Here is a 19,261-nt window from a genome sequence, read left to right as displayed (position 1 = left end):
GCGCGACGATCTCAGCACGGTCTCGCGGTCGAGCTCGACGTCGCTCTCGCACCTGTGAGCACTCGCGCTCGATCGAGTGGTGGGGAGGGAGGGTCTAGGTGACGATGACGTGCTGCTCGCCGAGGTCGATGCGGGTGCCCCGAACCACGGGGTATCGGCGACCAGGCTCGCACTGCCGTGGTTCTCGGCCGGGTTCGCGAACCACAGATCCGTTGCCGGAGTGTCGGTCGCACACCCAGAACACCCCGTCGGCCTGACCGAACTCGAGATGGGTCTTCGAGACAGAGCGCCCCGGGTCGACGATCGTGACCAGATGGTCGACGTACTCCCCCGGCTCGGGGCGCGGATTGCGACCAGCGAGCCCGGAGCCGAGCACCGTGTAGCTCTCGCCCGTGCTGAATTGCAGCACGAAAGGCGCCCCTGCTGGGTGTCGAGGCACGAGCCGCGTGCTCTCGGTGTCGACCTCGATCGTCGGCAGATCGAGCGGCAGCGGTGCTGGCAGCGGGTCGATCACTCGCGTGTCTCCGCCGAGCGGCTGCCCGCACTCGGCGCAGTACAGATCGTCGGCGAGCGCCGCAGTGCCGCACGCGTCGCACGCTGCTGCGGTGTCGCTTACTGCGCCGTCGGGCACCGCGCTGCCGGGCACTGCGCTGCCGGGCACTGCGCTGCCGGTTGCCGCTCGCGCGGGCTGTGCAGACTCAGGCTCGGGCTCAGGCTCTGGTTGCGGCTCCGCCTCAGGCTCTGGTTGCGGCTCCGGCTCCGGCTCTGGTTGCTGCTCCGGCTCCGTGACCGGGTCCAGCTGCGCCGTGACGGGCGGCACGGGCCTGTCGACGACGACGGGGGCGATCACCGCCGCCGTCACTGAGCGTCCGCACTCGCCGCAGAACATGGCGATCGGCGGCAGGTCTGCCCCGCAGTGCTGGCAGGTCATCGACTTCGGCCCCCCATCGTCGCTCGCCTCTGTTCAGGATATCGACGCAGCGACCTGGGCGAGATCGCGGCCCGCCAGCGCTCGCGGCGGGGCAGGCCGTCGGTGAGGGATGCCCGCACCGCGTCAGAGGCCGCCCACACTCGCTCGGCTTCGTGCGATGTGGGTTCTTCGGGCGCGTACACCGCCCGATCGGTCACTCTCGCGAGCACGAGCGCAGCGGGGCGCCCGAGCGCCACAGCGATTTCGGTGCGCGTCGCGGCGGTCGGCAGAGCGATCCGAAGGTCGCGCGCATGGTCGGTGACATCGCTCCATCCACCGAGAATGCGCACCGCGGGGTCGGCGGCATTGCGTCGGCGACGCCGCCGCAGCGCCTTGGCCACGGCGACAGCGATGAGGGGCGCTGCGATGAGCCCCGCCACCAGCAGCACCCATCCCGCGACGGTGATGATCGCGAGCACCGCCTGCCAGAACGGCGAGAGCGCAGGGTCATCGGCCTGCTCGATCTCGGGCGGTGCGAGCTCTTCGAGCGCCGGTGGGTCGTCGACCGGGGGCTGCGGCGCATTCTGCGGCCGCGACACCGGCACGGGGTCTTCTGGCTCGGCAGGGGGCAGCTCGCGTCGTTCGGGCACGACATCGATCGCGACCCATCCGTCGGCCGCCGTCGACACTTCGATCCACGCCGTCAGCTCGTTCTCGAGCAGCGCGACCGTGCCTGACTGCTCGAGGGGGCCGTAGCCGAGCACCACTCTCGACGGAAACCCGATCTCGCGGGCGATGAGCGCGGCAGCGGCGGCATACTGCTCGGCATCGCCCACCATCGGGCGGCGCGTGAGCAGCTCATCGAGACGATCGATCGAGTGACCGGCCCGACTCGGTGCTTCGTCGTCGCTCACGCCGTGACTCAGGTAGCCGTCGCGCGCCAATCCCTCGAGCGCAGCGCTCAGTCGCTCGCCCGGCGTCTCGGCGTCAGCCGCGACCGCGTCGAGCCAGTCGCGCAGCGACTCGGGAACAGCCACGATGCCGGGCACCGCGGCCTCGCCCGGCACGGCGTCAGCAAGCGGTCGGGCCGAGGTCGACGGCATGACGACCTCGAGACGGTATTCGATGCCGGGCGACGTGCCGCCGACAAGAGCCGCCGTGCCGGTCACTGCGTTGAACACGAATCGATCGCGCTCATCGGCAGCCTGGGCACCCAGAAACTCGATCGCGGCGAACTCGCCCACCATCGGCAGCCAGACGCCGGTCTCTCGGGCGAGCTGTACCGACACTGCGGCCCGCTCGCCGATCGATCCGCTGAGATCACGCACCGTCGGGATGCGCACGAACCGCCCTGATGCGCTGTCGACCTGATCACTGCCCACCGCGAAGACCACTCCGTCGTAGCTGTCGAGTGCCGCGAGCCTGATGCGGGCTCCGAGCGGTGCCCCTTCGACGGTCAGCGCCACCTGCTCTGCGACCTCAGGCTCGAACGACGCCCGGTAGGCCGACAGCGGGCTGGGCTGCTCGAGCGGTTCGAAGGGGCGTTCGACGATGGTGCGCAGCACAGTGCGGTCTGCCGGCGGCGGCAGTGCCGCCACCACGGCGGCTCCCGTGCCTCCTGCGACGAGCACGAGAGCGAGCGCGGCCGCGACAGTGCGCACTCCGCGCGCGCGCGGGTCTCGCCACGCCGTCGACGGCAGCGTCGTCGTCGAGTCGGCGTGCCGATGCCGACGCCACACCGCCATCCACATGAGCAGCACCGCCGCGAACACGATCGCGGTCGAGATCGGCAGTGCCACTCGTTCGGCACCGAGCGCGATCGCCCAGGGGAAGGCGATGAGCGGAACAAGCGCCGAGAGTTCGCCGGCTCGCGTGCGCAGCGCGATGCTCAGGGTCAGCAGGGGTCCGACGAAGAGCATGACGAGAGCGGGCACCAGCAGTGCTTGATAGTTGCCGACCGGCAGATCGATGGTGACCAGCTGCCTCCACCCGAGTGCGACTCCGGCGAAGAGGTCGAGCAGTCCGCTCGGTTCGGGCAGCACTCCGTAGACGGTGCGCGACGGCACGGCCAATGGCACCCCTATGACGGTGAAGATGGCGACGGCCGCGGCCATCACTCCCCACGCCGGCCAGCGCGCGATCGTCGTCCAGATCGCGAGCGCGACGGCCAGCGTGATCGACACTGCGGCGAGCACGACGAACGAGCGGTCGAGGTAGATCGGCCACAGCACGAGGGCGATGACCGACCAGGAAGCCACGGTGAACGCGCTGGCGGTCGCGATCACTGCGGGCCGCTGCATCGGCTTCTGGGCGGTGCCGGATGCTCTCACCACGTGTCGGCCCCCTGCATCGCACGACGCAGATCACCGAGTGAGCCGATCGTGACGACCGAGAACGGGCCCAACCGTCGACGACCCGGAATGCGCTCGGGGTCGCACTGCAGCACGACCACCTCGACCGAGGGAGGCAGACCCGCGGCGGCGCTGCGCAATCGGGCGGGCGTCACTGTCGAGCCCACGACGAGCAGCGCCACTGAGAGGCCGCGAGTGCTCTCACCCGCCAATCGTGCGACATCGAGAATGCCGAGAGCGGCCGGGCCGTGCTCGACGACCGCGAGGTCATCGAGCAACCTGAGCGGGGTCAGGGTCGAGAGCGCGCGCAGGGCGACGACGGTGCGCTTGGCGAAGTCTGGGGTGACGGCGCTGACGACGACCGCGAGCTCGCGCGCATCTTTGATCGCACGCGCACCCAGGCTTCCCGTGACGCTCACTGCGAGTTCGAACTCGGCATCAGAGCCGAAGTCGACGCTCGCGATGCCCAGTGCGATCACGATGCGGCTGCGTCGGGTCTCTTCGAACTGGCGCACCATGAGTGCGCCGGTCTTCGCGGTCGACTTCCAATGGATGTGCCGCCGGTCGTCGCCGGCGACGTATTCGCGAATGGCGTGGAATGCGAGGTCGCTCGGAGTGAGATCGCGCGTCGCCTGCCCTTCCAGGTCGCGCACGAGACCGGTCGAGGTCGAGGGGATGTCGATGGTGCGGGGGTGCACGATGATCTCGCTCGCCCCGGTCAGCACCAGCTCGCGCCGAACGAGCCCGATCGGGTCGGCGCGCACCGTGCGCACCGGGCCGAGGGTGATTCTGCCGCGCCGGTCGGTGGGCACGGTCACGTCGAGCTCGATGCCCGCACCCGCCGCCAGGCCCGGCACGTGAAGGGTGGCCACTCCTGCGCCCACCGGAACTTCGACGACGTGGGCGAACGATCGCCGGCGCGTCGGGTTGCTGACCTCGAGTCGTGCGGCCGCCGAGTCGCCCACGGCGATGCGACTGGGCGGAGGGTGCACGATCACCGAGACGCGAGTGCGGCCCGCGAGGTACACGACTGCCACGATGCTGAGCGTGGCGCCGATGACTCCGAGCACGATGAGCTCGGTCCATCCCCACGAGTATCCGGCGATGAGCGAGAGCGGAACGATCGCGAGCACCGACCAGCCCAGCGCCGTGATGACCTCAGAGGCTGAGCGCATCGATGCGACGAGCAGGTCACGCAGCGTGCGTGCCGCACGCACGGAGACGACGAGGGCATCCGCTGCCCAGCCCGAGCGTTCGCCGACGATTCGTGTGCGGGCCGTGGTGACCGTCGAGGCGATCGTCGTCTCGTCGGCTGGTCGTCGCGGGTGCTCGGCCGTCGTCGCGCGCACTGACCGCCCGGAGGCGGGGCTCATCACACGGCGACCCGGTCGCTCGGCGGCGGTGTCTCGACCAGGATCTGGGCGATGACCGCACCCGGTGTCACACCGTCGAACTCAGACTCGGGGTCGAGGTTGAGTCGATGAGCGAGCACCGGCTCGGCGAGTGCCTTCACGTCGTCAGGCACGACGTAGTGCCGGCCCTGGATGGCGGCGAAGGTCTTCGCACAGCGGATGAGCGCGAGCGCCCCGCGCACGCTTGCTCCGAGTCGCACGTCGGGGTGCGAGCGGCTGGCATCGACGAGCCGGGCGATGTAGTCGGTGACAACAGGGTCGACATGCACCGTGCGAGCAACAGCGATCATCTCGCGAACGACGTCGAGCTCGATGACCGGCTCGACGACGGCGGCACGAGCACCGCCAGCGCCGTCGAGAATGCGCACCGTCGCCGCGTGATCTGGATAGCCGATCGCCGTTTTCATGAGAAACCGGTCGAGCTGTGCTTCTGGCAGCCGATAGGTTCCCGCCTGCTCGATGGGGTTCTGCGTGGCGATCACGAGAAACGGTGCCGTCACGGGGTGCGTCACGCCGTCGATCGTCACGTTTCCTTCTTCCATGACCTCGAGCAGCGCAGACTGGGTCTTCGGGCTGGCGCGGTTGATCTCGTCGGCGAGCACGACCGTGGCGAAGACCGGGCCAGGGTGAAACTCGAATTCGCCGGTTCGCTGGTCGTAGACCGTCATGCCGGTGATGTCACCGGGCAGCAGATCGGGGGTGAACTGCACTCGAGTCGTGGTGCCCTTGATGCTCTGGGCGAGAGCGCGCGCCATCGAGGTCTTGCCCGTGCCGGGAACGTCTTCGAGCAGCAGGTGCCCCTCGCTCAGCAGCGCCGTGAGACTGAGGCGGATCACGTACGACTTGCCCAGCACGACCTGTTCGACGTTGGCGACGATACGGTCGACGACGCCAGCGAACCAGGCGGCCTGCTCAGGGGTCATAGTCACGGTCTGTACTCCCGGGTGTAGGTGGATGAACCGACGGCGACCGTCACCACGAGGCGCGGGTCGTCGGGTGGCGATGCGGTGATGATGCACGGCGATACCGCCGGGTCTCCGTCGACCGTTCCGCCCGTGCAGAGGTATGTCACCGAGCTGTATGCGCCCTGGTCGATCGCCGACCACGCGATCTCGACGCTTCGATCGCTGGGGATGGTGCCCAGATTGGTGATCGTCACGGTCGGATCGATGAGCACGGCGACGCCGAGAACGAACGGAGCAGACCAGCCGCCGCAGAGCAACTGCTCATACTGTCGGCACCCGCGCACCTCGACGACGAGGTCACGCGCGTAGTGCGCGGTGCCTGCAGTCAGGGCTCGCGGCATGGCCGCGACCCCCGAGGCGTCACCGATCGGCGACGACGTTGCAGCGTCGCGCAACTGGTACTGCACGAGATCGACGGCGTCGCCACCCGCTGTCGTGACGCCGGTGAGCCTGAAGTCCCAGCGGCCAGCACCGTTCGGTTCGGCGGCCGTCGTCGTGATGGCGGTGACCACGGTCGGCCGTGGGCGAGGCGTCGCGGTCACTTCGGCACTGGCGGTGCACCCCTGACCGTTGAAGGCGTAGACGACGACGCGATAGGTGGTGTTGACGGCAAGCCCGCCGAACACCGCCGATGTGGTCGATGACGGGTACGACGAGGTGCCCGAGGGCTGCGAGTGCACCGGTGCTCCCGCCTCGACCCCGCTCACGGTGCAGGCGGGCGGTGACCCTCCGCTGCCGATCCAGACGTAGTAGGCCTGAATCGACCGCCCGTTGTTCGCGAAGGCACCCTCCCATCCAACGCTCACCGAGTTCTCGCTCGAGCCTGTTTCGGCAGTCGAGCCCACAGCGGTCGGAGTCGAGATGATGAGCGGCGCACCTGCTGGCACCCCCGTGGTGGTCGCCGAGTTCCAGTTGGTGAGGGGGTCGAACGAGTCGTTGCGGGCACTCACCGTCACCGTGTACGACGTGCCGTTCGACAGCGCCCCGACATCGATCACGTTCAGCCAGTAGGTGGTGCCGACCGGGTCGTCGGCTGCGACCGACTGAGTGCGCGAGACGCTGCCGACGGTGACCCGATAGCTGCGGATGGGGCTTGCCGTGCTGTCTTGCGCGGGCTTGGTCCACCCGATGCGCAGGCCCCCGTCGAGGGGTGACACCCCGATGATGGTCGGCGCCGGGGGCACGAGGTCGCTCCAGACCGGGTCGGCGATCGTGGTCGCCGGCGACACTCCCTGCGCGTTCACCGCCACCACGCTCACTCGCACACGGTTGTCTGGCCCGTTGCCCGGTGTCGAGACCGTGCACGGCGAATTCGAGCACACGGTGGTCGCCGTCGATCCCGTGCTGACTCGCGTGAGCGTCACCTCGAATCGCTCGATCGCAGCGTTGTTGGAGGCTCCGGGAGACCACGCGACCGTGAGGCTTCGATCGGCGAACGACTGCACCCGCAGGTTCGTGACCGGATCAGGCACATCCTGCACCGAGATGCGTATCGATCCCCAGACGTAGCGCTCGGGATCGTTCGTGGCATCGGCAACCTGGTACTCGAGGTTCGTGTCGACCGCTGCCGCGTTGGCCCCGATCGTGGCCACGAGGGTCTGACCATCGGCGCTCGGCACGACACTGACTCCCGCGGGCAGCGCACCTTGATCGATGCCCCGCACCGCGACGACCCTCAAGGGCTGCCCGGGAAAGGGATTCGTCGCCTGGTCGTTGTCGAGCACGCGGATCGTCGTCGACTGCCCGCGCGGCGCGATGACCGAATCGGGAGCGGGCCGAGCGAGAGGGCGGGTCGACGCGACGACGGCGACCTGGATGCGCCCCGGGGTGCCTGGCGCTGCGTCGTCTCTCACGCCGAGGGTGACGCCCGTCGTCGACCCGCGCGGTGTGCTGGGGGGCACGCTCACGCGCAAGGTCTGACCAGAGAGTTCGACGACGAGACCCGGCGTCGGGCCGTCGACGATCGTGTAGGCCAGCTCGTTGAGATCATCGGGGTACGGATACGCCGTCACCCGCACGAGGTCGAGCACCCGCTCTTGCCCTGGTTCGAGTTCGAGACTCGCTCCGATGAAGGCGGGCGGTTGGTTCTCGCGAGGTGTCACCTCGATGGGCAGCACGATGGTCGCCACCCGGCCTGCCGGGTCGTTCGCGGTGGCTCCGTCGGTGACCTCGAACGTCATAGACGCCGGCCCGAAGTAGAGGTCGGCAGATCTGAACCGCAGGGTGCTCTCGTTCACCACGAGCGCGGAGCCGTCAGACTGGGTGGCGCTCACCGTCGCCGTGTCGGTCAGCCTGACGGGCGCCCCGCCCACTGCCACGACGTAGTCGTTGATATCGATCGTGATCGTCTGCTCGCTCACCACGGTGATGCGCGGAGCCCGACGGTCGAGTTGCGGCAGGGCGTCGTCGGTGCCGGGAACCCAGATGAACGCGGTGGATCTCACGGACGGGTCGGCTGGGTGCACCACCTGGAACGGGATGATCTGCCGCCGTTCATCGATGACGACGCGCACTCGGCGATCACTGAGAACGGTGGCCCCCGATTCGTAGCCGGGCACGAGCTGCAACCCGAGCTCGCTCACGTCTCCTTCGGCGAAGAACACCCGTGCGAGCACGTCGACCGCCACCTCGTCACGGTCGATGATGTCAGCCAGCGACAGCACCGTGTCGCGCGCGACCGGAGCGGAGAGCGGCGCGTCTGGGCTCACGGTGACCGTGATGAACGCCTGCGAGCCCCCGCCGAACTCGTTCTCGATCGAGTACACCAATCCGTACTGCCCGGCCGTCGACGGCGGGGTGACGCGCACGAAGCGAGCGTCGACCACTTCTGCCACGACGCTTGCGTCGTTGGCCTCGACGGCGGTGACCGTGAGTGCAGAGCCATCAGGGTCGGTGTCATTGTCGAGCACCGGCACGAGCACCGTGAACCCGGGCCTAATAAGAACCTGATCATCGTTGGCCACCGGGTTTCGCGCACCCTCGAGTCGAGCGCTGATGCCCACGCGCACGAGCCCTGACGCCCGGGCCCCGAGCGCGTCGACCACGGTGTATCGAAACTCGTCGGTGCCGGCGGCGTAGCTGCCTGCCCGGTAGTCGATGTAGTCGAGGCCGGAGTCGACGACCGAACCCTTCAGCGGGCTCGACTCTTGACCGATGACCTGCACCGAGTCGCCGTCTGGGTCCATGCCGTCGACGGGGATCGCGATGCGCACCGTGTCGCCGGCGATCACGCGCGCGACGACCGTGCGCGGCACGGGGGGCTGGTTGGTGGCCTCGTTCACTTCGCGAACGCTGATGCGCACGGTGGCCTGCGCGCGCTCTTGACCGAAGGGGCCGAGCACCTCGTAGACGGCGGTGAAGTCGCCCGGGGTGTCTGGTGCGAGGTATCGCAAGCGATCGCCTGCGACGAAGAGCAGCCCCGATGCTCCCGAAAGCCCTTGCACGAGCGTCGGGTTGAGGGTCAGGGGTTCGTCGTCAGGGTGCTCGTCGTTCGCCAGAACCGGAATACTGACAGCGTCGCCGACGCGCACAGTGATCGCATCGTCGACAGCGACCGGAGGCTGCAGCCGGTCTGGGCGCGGAATCTCGATGACGGTGATGGTTCCGGTCGACTCTGCCGCACCGTTGCTGATGCGGTAGTCGACTGACTGGGGGCCGTTGATGGGCCGCGTCAGGGTGATGCGGATGTCTCTCTGGTCGATCACCTCGGCACGGATGCCGCTGCCGGGCGAGACGCCCACGACTCCCGTGACCACGAGCACTCCGCCCCCCGGGTCGATGTCGGCGGTGGCGACCGCGACAGTGGCATTGCTGAGAGTGCGCACGAATGCCGTCTTGGGCACGGTGATGGGTGCGGCGCCGGCAGCGGGTGGCGCCGAGACGTCGATTCGGATCACCCCGGTCGCCGTCGTCGACCCGTCGGTCACGACGTATTCGAGATAGTGCGTTCGCACCTCGTTGCTCGAGAACCTGAAGACTCCGCGGTCGAGACTCGGTCTGATCGTCGCCCCGCTCTTGTCTGGCACCGCCGAGAGCCGGATGGTGCCGCTGCCACCTCGCACGTGCAGCAGGGGCTCGACGCGCACTTCTTGACCGGCGTAGGCGAGCACGATGAAGGGCTCGGCGATGATGGGCGTCTGCCCCACGGGTCGCACTGTCACGGCGAGCTCGCCGACGCTGCTGGCAGTGCCGTCGGTGACGGTAATGGCGACCGTGCGCAGTTCTCCTGCCCCGCCGTTCTCTGAGACCGTCACGCGGCCATCTGGCCGATACGTGACCACGTCGGGGGGCGGCATCGAGGCGTCGACCACATAGATGGGATCACCGTCAGGGTCGACCCAGTCGGCGAGCACGGCCGCGGTCGCGGTGCCTCCCTGGGCCACCGTCGTCTTGCTCGTGCGCACCTGCACAGGTGGCGAGTTCTCGCCCGGGGCGCGAACCGTGACTCGAACGACGGCCGAATCCGAGCCACCGCGACCGTCGGTGATCGTGTAGCCGAACTCGATCACTCCCGCCGCGGCAGGCTCGAGCGTCACCTGCAAGAGCTGCGCGTTGTTGATGAGATCGAGCCTGCCGACTCGAGCATCGATCTGCTCGAACTCGCTGATCTTGAGCACGTCACCGTTCGGGTCGGTGTCGTTCAGCAGCACCGGCAGCGATGTGGCGCGGCCAGGTCTCGCTCCGAAGTCGTCGTCGACCGCGATCGGCGGCAGCTGGGTGCGCTCGAGCTCGGGCGGGGTGTCGAGCTGCTCGAGCTGCTCCTCGCGCTCGTCTTCTTCCTCGGTGATGAGCTCATCCCAGTTGTCGATGAGCGCACCATCCGCCTGCACTGCCCACGCGGCGCCGCCCACGCGGTCGTTCAGCACGACCCGGTCGTCGCGAACGGCCATCGTGAGGTCGCTGCTGACCGACACCTGCTCGAGCCCGAGCTGCACGGTCTCATCAGCGCACCGTCGCCATGCGACCCCGTCTGTCCACGCCGCGAAAGCGCACTCGTCGACGACGACGGGCCGCGCAGCTGCGCCCTGTCGATCGACGACGAGCTCTGTGATGCTCGCGGTGTCGAGTGCGACCTCGACGAGCCCTCCGCGGTGGGCGACGAGCACCGTTCGCGCGTCGTCGCTCGCCTCTGCCAGCACGGCATCCGCTCCGGGTGGGATGACCGAAGAGAGATCGATCACGCCGGTCTCGACGTGCAGCAGTCGAGTGGCGGCCTCGAGCACGACCCACCGTCCATCGGCGATCGAGACCTGCAGTCGGGCGCTCGACGACACATCGATCTGCCACGTCGACTCGACACGATCTGTGCGGTCTGGCGCGATGAGATAGACCTCTCCGACCTCGGGCGATGCTGCGACGACGCCGAGCTCGTCGGAGGCACTCACGACGCTTCTGGGCCCGAATTGGAACGCGGCGACGGTGGCCGCGTCGAAGTCGGCGAACAGAGACCGTGGAGTGATCCACGTCTCACCCGTCGCCTGCGTGTGCACCACGACCGACGCAGAGGCCAGCAGAACCGTCGGCGACTCAGGCGGCAGCGCGATCGACTCGGCGACAGTGGCTCGTGCCACATCGAGGATCTCTGCCGTGGAGTTCGACTCATCGACGACGATGACGTCTGAGCCGCGCTGCACGACCCTCAGGCTCGACCCTTCGCCGGCGACCACGGTGTCGAGCGCGCCGATCTGCAGATTGGCCCGCCCGATCGACTGCACGTCGCCGTTGACGACCCACACAGCACCGTCGTTGAGGTCGAGCCGCTGAGCCTCGAAGCCGGTCGAGACGATGGCCACAGCCGCGACGACCGCAGCGATCACGGTGCCGCTGACAGCGGTGGCGGCAGTCGAGCGATGGCGGTCGACCCAGCGGCGAATCACGATGTCACTCTCCCGGCGCCTCGACGCAGCGCTCGCCACTGGCGGCACCCAGCCTGCCTTCGCGCACAACACGCACGGTCACGCACACCCGCTCGCCGGGGGGCGCAGCGACGACGAACTCGTTCGAACGCTGAAACGCCTCGGTGCCGTCGGCGAGTCGAACCTGGTACGAATCAGACTCGCTCAGGCCGGGGTCTGCCCAGGTGAACACCACCGTCGGCCCGTCGAGCACGGCCTCGATGTTCGAGACCCTGGGCAGCTCTCTGTCTCCGCCCTGAATGGCGACGAAGGTCGCTGTGGCCCCGAGGGCGATGATGACGAGCGACACCAGCACGAGAATCGCAGCCATCACGCGCGTGCGGCGCTGCGTTGCGCGGTTCACGGTGCTCGTGGGCTCTGAGCCCGTGTCAGCGGCCTCGACGAGGGCACGACGCCGTCGGCGTCGGTCGGGCGACGCGCCCACCGCCTTGTGGGGCGCCGCCCGCACGATGGTGCGGTCGGCGGGATCAGCCATGGTGGCGAGCGCCCAGTCGTCCATGGCCACGTCTGCCTGAGTGGCGACGACGCCCAGTTCAGCTTCGACGCGCTGCAGATCGCGCACGAGCTCGAGCACCGACTGCTGTCGCTTCGCCGGGTCTCGACTGAGAGCTCGCGTCAGCACCGCCTCGAGCGACGCCGGCACGTCGTCCCGGCCGAGCGCTGGCACTCGCGCGCGTGAGATGCGCGCGATGAGGTCGTCGGCACTGTTCGACCCGTCGGTCACCTCGAACGGCGAGCGGCCGGCGAGCAGCGTGTACACGGTTGCGGCGAGAGACCAGACCTCGCTCTGCACGGTGCCCGCCGTGTCGTCGAGCAGCACCTCGGGCGCCGACCACGGAATCGACATGCCGATCGTGTCAGCACTGGTCGCTGCGCTGAGGGTCGAGGCGATGCCGAAGTCGCTCAGCACGGGGTGCCCGTAGGCCGTCATGAGAATGTTCGAGGGCTTCACGTCGCGATGCAGCACGCCGCTGCGATGCGCGGTCTCGATGGCGCTGCCGATCTGCACGCCGATGCGCAGCACGTCGGTCACGGGAATGCGCTCTGTGCGATAGCGCGCACTCAGCTGCGCCGAGCACAGCTCCATTACGAGATAGGGTCGTCCGTCTGCCGAGATGCTCGCCTGGTACACCGTGAGAATCCCGGGATGCGATGACAGCTGCGCCATGAGGTTCGCTTCGACCTGGAACATCTGGCGAACATGCTCGGTGACCACGTCGGCGAGCAGCACCTTCACGGCGACCTGGCGACGTGGCATGTTCTGCTCGTAGAGGAACACGTCGGCGAATCCGCCGCTTCCGAGCAGGCGCACGTGACTGAATCCGGGCAGGATGGGTGGCTCTGATGGTCGTCGACCGGCCATGGAGATCCCCCTTCCCGCACGTGTCGTCTCAGTGTAGAGAGTGCGGCGGTTCAGTCGCCCGGAGCCCGCACAACGTCGATGACGATGACGGTGATGTTGTCGCGGCCGCCTTGAGCGAGCGCGGCATCGACGAGGGCGTTCGCCGTCTCGCGCGCACTCAGCCGCGCGGCGAGGTGCAGCCTGAGGCGCTGCAGCGGAACCTCTTTCGTCAACCCGTCTGAGCACAGCAGCAGTCGCATGCCTGCGCGCAGTTCGAGCTGGCTCATGTCGATGTCGGGTTCGAGCGAGAAGCCGACGGCCCGCGTGATGACGTTCGACTCTGGATGGTCTTCGGCCTGCTCTGCCGTCAGCTGGCCGGCATCGACCATCTCTTGCACGATGGAGTGGTCGACGGTGACCTGCTCGAGGTCGTTGCCGACGAATCGGTACACGCGCGAGTCGCCGACGTTGAAGACGCTCACAACCGGTCGACCGTCGACGAGCGACAACCCCACGCCGGTGACCGTGGTGCCGATGCCGAGCTCGTCGTCGTCGAGCTCGTGGATGTCTGCCGTCGCCCTGTGCAGTGCTTCGACGATCGCGGCCGGTTCGATGAACTCGCCGTCGACGGCCGCCTGCAGTCGACGGACGACCGCATCGCTCGCGCGATCGCCGTGCGAATGGCCGCCCATGCCGTCTGCGATCGCGAAGAGCGGCACATCGGCGAGATAGCTGTCTTCATTCACCGTGCGGCGGTACCCGGTGTGGGTGACGCCGTGCCACGACAGCTCGACCGCATCGCTGCGATCAGGAAGCGTGACGGTGTGGCGTACGCTGCTGCGGCCGAGGGCGGTCACGGTGGGCTCCGGTGGTCGATGGCGGTGTCACGCCCCCTCTGCATGGGGTGACGCGATGAACTCGAGCTGCACGCCGTCGCAGAGTTCGATGACGGCGTCGGGGAGCACCGCGCACGATTCGCCGCGACGCAATCGACGTGAAGCCCCCCCTGCCCAGTGTACGGTCACTCCGTTGGTCGACCCGAGATCGTGCACCACGATCGTGTCTCCGACCTGCTCGACACGCACGTGACGCGCCGACACCTCGCCGAATTCTGCCGGAATGACGACACGCCGAGCCGGAAGCCGCTCGGGCACTCGCGGCGGTTCTGGCCGCCGCCCGATGTCGACGGGTCGATCGAGCGGCACCACCGCGCTCGAGCCCCGCACGCTCACCGACCAGGCGACGCTCGGGTCGGGCTCGGGCTCGGCCACGGGCGGAAGCGACGCTGGCCGAGCGGCTCGCGACAGCACGGTCGGCTCGATGAGACGAATGATGGTGTCGTCGAGATCGCCGGTGTCGTGCATCACGAGTGCCCCCGCTGCTGTCAGTCGCCGAGGTACGACATGACGTGCTTGATACGGGTGTAGTCGTCGAAGCCGTAGTGCGAGAGGTCTTTGCCGTAGCCGGAGTGCTTGAAACCACCGTGCGGCATGTCGCTCACGAAGGGGATGTGGGTGTTGATCCAGACGCACCCGAAGTCGAGATCGCGGCTGAACCGCATGGCGCGTCCGTGGTCGCGCGTCCACACCGATGCGGCGAGCGCATACCTCACTCCATTGGCCAGCGCGAGCGCCTCCTCGTCTGTGCTGAAGCGTTGCACCGTGAGCACGGGCCCGAAGATCTCTTCCTGCACCGCTTCGTCGTCTTGCCGCATGCCGGTGACGATCGTCGCCGGCCAGAAGTAGCCGACATCGCCCTGCCGAGTTCCGCCGGTGACGATCTCGGCGTGACTCGGCAGCCGGTCGATGAACCCGGCCACTCGCTCGAGCTGGTGCGCGTTGTTGAGGGGCCCGTAGAAGACGCCGTCTTCTCGGGGCGCGCCGGTGCGCGCGTGAGAGCGAGCGCGTGCGACGAGAGCGGCCACGACGTCGTCATGCACCGATTCGTGCACGATGACGCGAGTTGCCGCTGTGCAGTCTTGCCCTGCGTTGAAGAAGGCCGCGAGCACGAGCCCTTCGGCCACCTTCTCGGGGTCGGTGTCGGCGAACACGATTGCGGGCGCCTTGCCGCCGAGCTCGAGGTGCACGCGCTTCAGGTCGCTCGCCGCTGCCTTCGCGACCTCCATGCCCGCGCGCACCGACCCGGTGATCGCGACCATCTGCGGGGTGGGGTGCTGCAGCAGCGCCGCGCCCGTCGTGCGGTCTCCGAGCACCACATTGAGCACTCCAGGGGGCAGGATGCCCGCCGCGAGCTCGGCGAGACGAACGGTCGACTGCGGGGTGGTGTCTGAGGGTTTGAGCACGACGGTGTTGCCCGCGGCGATCGCGGGGGCGATCTTCCAGATCGCCATGTTGAGCGGGTAGTTCCAGGGCGTCACCTGCCCGATGACCCCGATGGGCTCGCGTCGCACGAATGAGGTGTGGTCGGCGAGGTACTCTCCCGCCGAGCGCCCCTCGAGGTCGCGCGCGGCGCCGGCGAAGAAGCGCAGCTGATCGACAGACTGGTCGATCTCGTCGGCCACGAGCGTGGCTCGCGGCTTGCCGGTGTCGTGCGATTCGAGGTCGGCGAACTCTTCGGCGTGCTCCGCCATCGCGTCGGCAAGGCGGAACAGCGCGAGCTGCCGTTCAGCGGGAGTCGTGCGCCCCCAGGTGCCGAACGCCCTCTCAGCAGCGCCGTAGGCGGCGTCGATCTCGGCCTCTGTGCTGATCGGCGAGCGGGCATAGACCTGCTCGGTCGCCGGGTCGATCAGGTCGAGGTGGGTCTCGGCCGAACTCGCCACGACCTCGCCGTCGATCACATTGTGCAGAATCGGAGTGCTCATCTCTCCACTGTATCGCGGCATCCTTCCGTCAGACCAACCTCTGACGACTGATTTCGTCGTTCTGAGCCACCGTTCTCTGCGGATTCACTTGTGAATGCCGCGCGGGGCTGACAGAATCGGGCCATGGCCTCTCGATCCAAGCCGATTCACCTCGACGACGTGTCGAAGGCCATCGTCGAGCAGTTGCAGACCGACGGTCGCCGATCGTACGCCGAGATCGGCAAGGCGGTCGGTCTGAGCGAAGCGGCGGTGCGGCAGCGCGTGCAGAAGCTCACCGAGGCCGGCGTCATGCAGGTGGTCGCGGTGACTGATCCGATGCAGCTCGGCTTCTACCGGCAAGCGATGATCGGCGTGCGGGTGGTCGGAGACACCGCGCACGTGGCCGAGAAGCTCAGCCAGATTCGCGCGGTCGACTACGTCGTGCTCACGGCAGGCAGCTTCGACATTCTGGCCGAGGTCGTGTGCGAGAACGACGACGACCTCATCGATCTGCTGAACAAGCAGATACGCACGATCGCGGGCGTGCAGTCGACCGAGACCTTCGTCTACCTGAGACTGCAGAAGCAGTTCTACAACTGGGGAACCCGATGAGCCCGCCCGCGACGACGCCCACCACGACCGAGAACCACACGACCCCTCACATGAGAGAGCACAGCGACATGACGATCGACACCACCATCGCACCGGCAGGGGCCGCGCTCGACGCCGCCACCGAGGCCGACCTGCAGCAGAAGGCGAAAGACCACCTCTGGATGCACTTCGCACGTCAATCGGGCATGGAGGCGGGCAACGGCGTGCCGATCATCGTGCGCGGCGAGGGCCACCACGTCTACGACTCGCACGGCAAGAAGTACATCGACGGGCTCTCGGGGCTCTTCGTCGTGCAGGTGGGCCACGGGCGCGAGCGACTCGCCGAGGCGGCGCGCAAGCAGGCAGAAGAACTCGCGTTCTTCCCGCTCTGGTCATACGCTCACCCGACCGCGATCGAGCTTGCCGACCGCTTGGCCGACTACGCCCCCGGCGACCTCAACCGCGTGTTCTTCACCACTGGTGGCGGCGAGGCGGTCGAGTCTGCCTGGAAGCTCGCGAAGCAGTACTTCAAGCTCACCGGCAAGCCCATGAAGCACAAGGTGATCTCACGCGCGATCGCCTACCACGGCACTCCGCAGGGTGCGCTGGCCATCACCGGAATTCCCGGCATGAAAGAGATGTTCGAGCCGCTCACCCCCGGCGGGTTCCGTGTTCCGAACACCAACTACTATCGCGCCGCCGAGATGGGCTTCACCGGCTCGCTCGAAGAGTTCGGCCAGTGGGCCGCGAACCGCATCGAAGAGGCCATCCTCTTCGAAGGCCCCGACACTGTCGCCGCCGTGTTTCTCGAGCCCGTGCAGAACTCGGGCGGCTGCTTCCCGCCTCCTCCCGGGTACTTCCAGCGCGTGCGCGAGATCTGCGACCAGTACGACGTGCTGCTCGTGAGCGACGAAGTCATCTGCGCCTACGGCCGCATCGGCGAGATGTTCGCCTGCACAGCCCTCGGCTACGTGCCTGACATCATCACCTCGGCGAAGGGCCTCACGAGCGGCTACTCCCCGCTCGGCGCGATGATCGTGAGCGACCGACTGTACGAACCGTTCAAGCACGGGCAGACCGCGTTCTACCACGGCTACACCTTCGCCGGGCATCCGGTGTCGGCCGCGGTCGCGCTCGAGAACCTCGACATCATGGAAGAAGAGGGCATTCTCGAGCACGTGCGCGAGAACTCCCCGAAGTTCCGTGCCGCCCTCGAGCGGTTGAAAGACCTGCCGATCGTCGGCGACGTGCGCGGCGAGGGCTACTTCTTCGGCATCGAGCTCGTGAAGAACAAAGAGACGCGCGAGACCTTCAACGAGGACGAGTCAGAGCGGCTGCTGCGCGGGTTCCTCTCGAAGGCGCTGTTCGACGCCGGGCTCTACTGCCGTGCCGACGACCGCGGAGACCCCGTGATCCAGCTCGCTCCCCCGCTGACGATCGGGCCTGCCGAATTCGACGAGATCGAAGCGATTCTTCGCAGCGTGCTGACCGAGGCTGGAACACTGCTCTGAACGCGAGCGACTACCGCGATCTGAGCTACTGGCACGCGTCGATCGCTGATGATCTGACGCCGCGCCCCGCCCTGCCCGGCGACCTCGACGCGGACGTCGTGATCATCGGCGGCGGGCTCACCGGACTCTGGACGGCCTACGAGCTGCAGAAGCGAGACCCCGCCCTGTCGATCGTCGTGCTCGAGAAAGAGATCGCCGGCTTCGGCGCCTCGGGTCGCAACGGCGGCTGGTGCAGCGCGCTCTTTCCGGCGTCGACGGCGGCACTCGAGAAGCGGCACGGCCGCGAAGCGGCCCTCGCGATGCGCCGCGCCATGGTCGACACCGTCGACGAAGTGGGCCGAGCAGCGGCAGAGGCCGGCATCGACTGCGACTACGTGCGCGGCGGCACGATCGTCTACGCGCGAGACGAGGTTCAGTGGCGTGCCGCGCAGCGCGAGGTCGACAGCGCCCAGAGCTACGGTGTCGATGCGCTCGAGCTGTGGCAGGCCGATCGGGTTCGCGCGAGGGACGCCCGGGGGGCGGTCTACACGCTGGCCTGTGCGCGACTGCACCCGGCCAAGCTCGTGCGCGGACTGGCCAGGGTCGTGGAAGAGCGTGGCGCGAGCATCCACGAATCGACGACCGTGCTGCGCTGGCAGCCCGGCGTCGTCGAGACCGATCGCGGACGCGTGCGCGCGCGGCACATCGTCGTGGCGCTCGAAGGCTACTCGGCCACGGTCGCCCAGACCCGTCGACGCGTGCTGCCGCTCTACTCGCTCATGATCGCGACGCAGCCACTCGACGCACAGATCTGGAGCGAGCTCGGCATCGAGCACGGCCAGACCTTCTCAGACGGCCGCAACCTGACCATCTACGGTCAGCGCACAGCCGACGACCGCATCGCCTTCGGAGGACGAGGCGCCCGATACCACTGGGGCAGCACGATCAGCCCAGACTACGACCGAGTCGACCGCGTGTTCCGCCACCTCGAGGCGACCCTGCACGACCTCTTCGCCGCACTGCCCGACCTCGAGATCGAGCACCGGTGGGGCGGGCCGCTCGGCGTGCCGCGCGACTGGCACGCGAGCGTCACCTACGACCCGCAGTCGGGCATCGGCTCTGCGGGAGGGTACGTCGGCGACGGCCTGTCGACCACCAACCTCGCCGGGCGCACCCTCGCCGACCTCATCACGGGGCACGAGACCGACCTCACGAGGCTGCCCTGGGTCGGCCACCGATCGCCGTCGTGGGAGCCCGAGCCCCTGCGGTTCATCGGCGCCAACGCCGGCCTGCTCGCCATGACCGCCGCCGACGCCGAGCAGCGCATCACCCGCCGGCCGTCGCTCGTGGCTCGAGCGATGGCGCCGCTCACCGGGCACTGAGCACGGTCACCCGCCGGTCGGCGACTCGGCTGCCGGCGAGCCGACGTGCAGTCGACACGCAGGAGGCTCGGAGCAAAGCCGTCTAGCGTCGCTCACGCGCGAG

General features: G+C 68.3%; 12 protein-coding genes. 3 read left to right on the top strand and 9 right to left on the bottom strand.

Translation table 11 applies throughout. The annotated features are described in order from the left end of the window. Positions 1–94: 94 nt before the first annotated feature. The 9 genes from KIT89_RS01695 to KIT89_RS01655 are packed head-to-tail and all read right to left on the bottom strand — an operon-like array spanning position 95 to position 15,716. Positions 95–931 carry a zinc-ribbon domain-containing protein gene (locus KIT89_RS01695; protein WP_297602748.1) on the bottom strand — a complete coding sequence of 279 codons (837 nt, stop codon included), beginning with the start codon at positions 929–931 and terminating at the stop codon, positions 95–97. Further along, a complete protein-coding gene (locus tag KIT89_RS01690; RefSeq protein WP_297602747.1) occupies positions 928–3,243 on the bottom strand; it encodes a transglutaminase domain-containing protein in 2,316 nt (771 codons plus the stop codon). The genes KIT89_RS01695 and KIT89_RS01690 overlap by 4 nt, the downstream gene beginning before the upstream one ends. Further along, a complete protein-coding gene (locus tag KIT89_RS01685; RefSeq protein ID WP_297602746.1) occupies positions 3,237–4,634 on the bottom strand; it encodes a DUF58 domain-containing protein in 1,398 nt (465 codons plus the stop codon). Before KIT89_RS01685 ends, KIT89_RS01690 begins: the two co-directional genes overlap by 7 nt. After that, positions 4,634–5,602, bottom strand: coding sequence for a MoxR family ATPase (locus KIT89_RS01680; protein WP_297602745.1), 969 nt, complete (start codon positions 5,600–5,602; stop codon positions 4,634–4,636). Before KIT89_RS01680 ends, KIT89_RS01685 begins: the two co-directional genes overlap by 1 nt. Beyond that, positions 5,599–11,514, bottom strand: a complete 5,916-nt coding sequence (locus KIT89_RS01675; protein WP_297602744.1) for an Ig-like domain-containing protein — start codon at positions 11,512–11,514, stop codon at positions 5,599–5,601. Before KIT89_RS01675 ends, KIT89_RS01680 begins: the two co-directional genes overlap by 4 nt. Before the next feature lie 4 nt (positions 11,515–11,518). Beyond that, positions 11,519–12,916, bottom strand: coding sequence for a serine/threonine-protein kinase (locus KIT89_RS01670; protein WP_297602743.1), 1,398 nt, complete (start codon positions 12,914–12,916; stop codon positions 11,519–11,521). A 50-nt stretch (positions 12,917–12,966) separates the two neighbouring features. After that, positions 12,967–13,752: a protein phosphatase 2C domain-containing protein gene (locus KIT89_RS01665; protein WP_297602742.1), complete on the bottom strand. Its 786-nt coding sequence runs from the start codon at positions 13,750–13,752 to the stop codon at positions 12,967–12,969. Between the two features lie 27 nt (positions 13,753–13,779). Further along, a complete protein-coding gene (locus KIT89_RS01660; protein ID WP_297603879.1) occupies positions 13,780–14,259 on the bottom strand; it encodes an FHA domain-containing protein in 480 nt (159 codons plus the stop codon). A 20-nt stretch (positions 14,260–14,279) separates the two neighbouring features. Next, a complete protein-coding gene (locus KIT89_RS01655) occupies positions 14,280–15,716 on the bottom strand; it encodes a gamma-aminobutyraldehyde dehydrogenase (protein WP_297602741.1) in 1,437 nt (478 codons plus the stop codon). A 123-nt stretch (positions 15,717–15,839) separates the two neighbouring features. On the opposite strand from KIT89_RS01655, the gene KIT89_RS01650 reads away from it, so the two are divergent. From KIT89_RS01650 to KIT89_RS01640, 3 genes are all read left to right on the top strand, one after another. Next, positions 15,840–16,307, top strand: coding sequence for an Lrp/AsnC family transcriptional regulator (locus KIT89_RS01650; protein WP_297602740.1), 468 nt, complete (start codon positions 15,840–15,842; stop codon positions 16,305–16,307). 68 nt (positions 16,308–16,375) lie between these two features. Continuing rightward, a complete protein-coding gene (locus KIT89_RS01645) occupies positions 16,376–17,797 on the top strand; it encodes an aspartate aminotransferase family protein (protein ID WP_297602739.1) in 1,422 nt (473 codons plus the stop codon). 98 nt (positions 17,798–17,895) lie between these two features. Then, complete coding sequence (locus KIT89_RS01640) at positions 17,896–19,158, top strand: FAD-binding oxidoreductase (protein WP_297602738.1); 1,263 nt, start codon at positions 17,896–17,898, stop codon at positions 19,156–19,158. The last annotated feature ends 103 nt before the right edge of the window (positions 19,159–19,261 follow it).

The sequence above is a fragment of the Microcella sp. genome, assembly GCF_025808395.1.
Classification (GTDB): Bacteria; Actinomycetota; Actinomycetes; order Actinomycetales; family Microbacteriaceae; genus Microcella.
Note: the sequence above shows the minus strand (reverse complement) of the source record. Positions and strands in the feature narration are given on the sequence as shown.

Excerpts from the sequence above, each read along its gene's own strand:
- KIT89_RS01695 (WP_297602748.1), bottom strand. The coding sequence starts at position 931 with ATGACCTGCCAGCACTGCGGGGCAGACCTGCCGCCGATCGCCATGTTC.
- KIT89_RS01685 (WP_297602746.1), bottom strand. The coding sequence starts at position 4,634 with ATGAGCCCCGCCTCCGGGCGGTCAGTGCGCGCGACGACGGCCGAGCAC.
- KIT89_RS01670 (WP_297602743.1), bottom strand. The coding sequence starts at position 12,916 with ATGGCCGGTCGACGACCATCAGAGCCACCCATCCTGCCCGGATTCAGT.
- KIT89_RS01660 (WP_297603879.1), bottom strand. The coding sequence starts at position 14,259 with ATGCACGACACCGGCGATCTCGACGACACCATCATTCGTCTCATCGAG.
- KIT89_RS01655 (WP_297602741.1), bottom strand. The coding sequence starts at position 15,716 with ATGAGCACTCCGATTCTGCACAATGTGATCGACGGCGAGGTCGTGGCG.
- KIT89_RS01650 (WP_297602740.1), top strand. The coding sequence starts at position 15,840 with ATGGCCTCTCGATCCAAGCCGATTCACCTCGACGACGTGTCGAAGGCC.
- KIT89_RS01645 (WP_297602739.1), top strand. The coding sequence starts at position 16,376 with ATGACGATCGACACCACCATCGCACCGGCAGGGGCCGCGCTCGACGCC.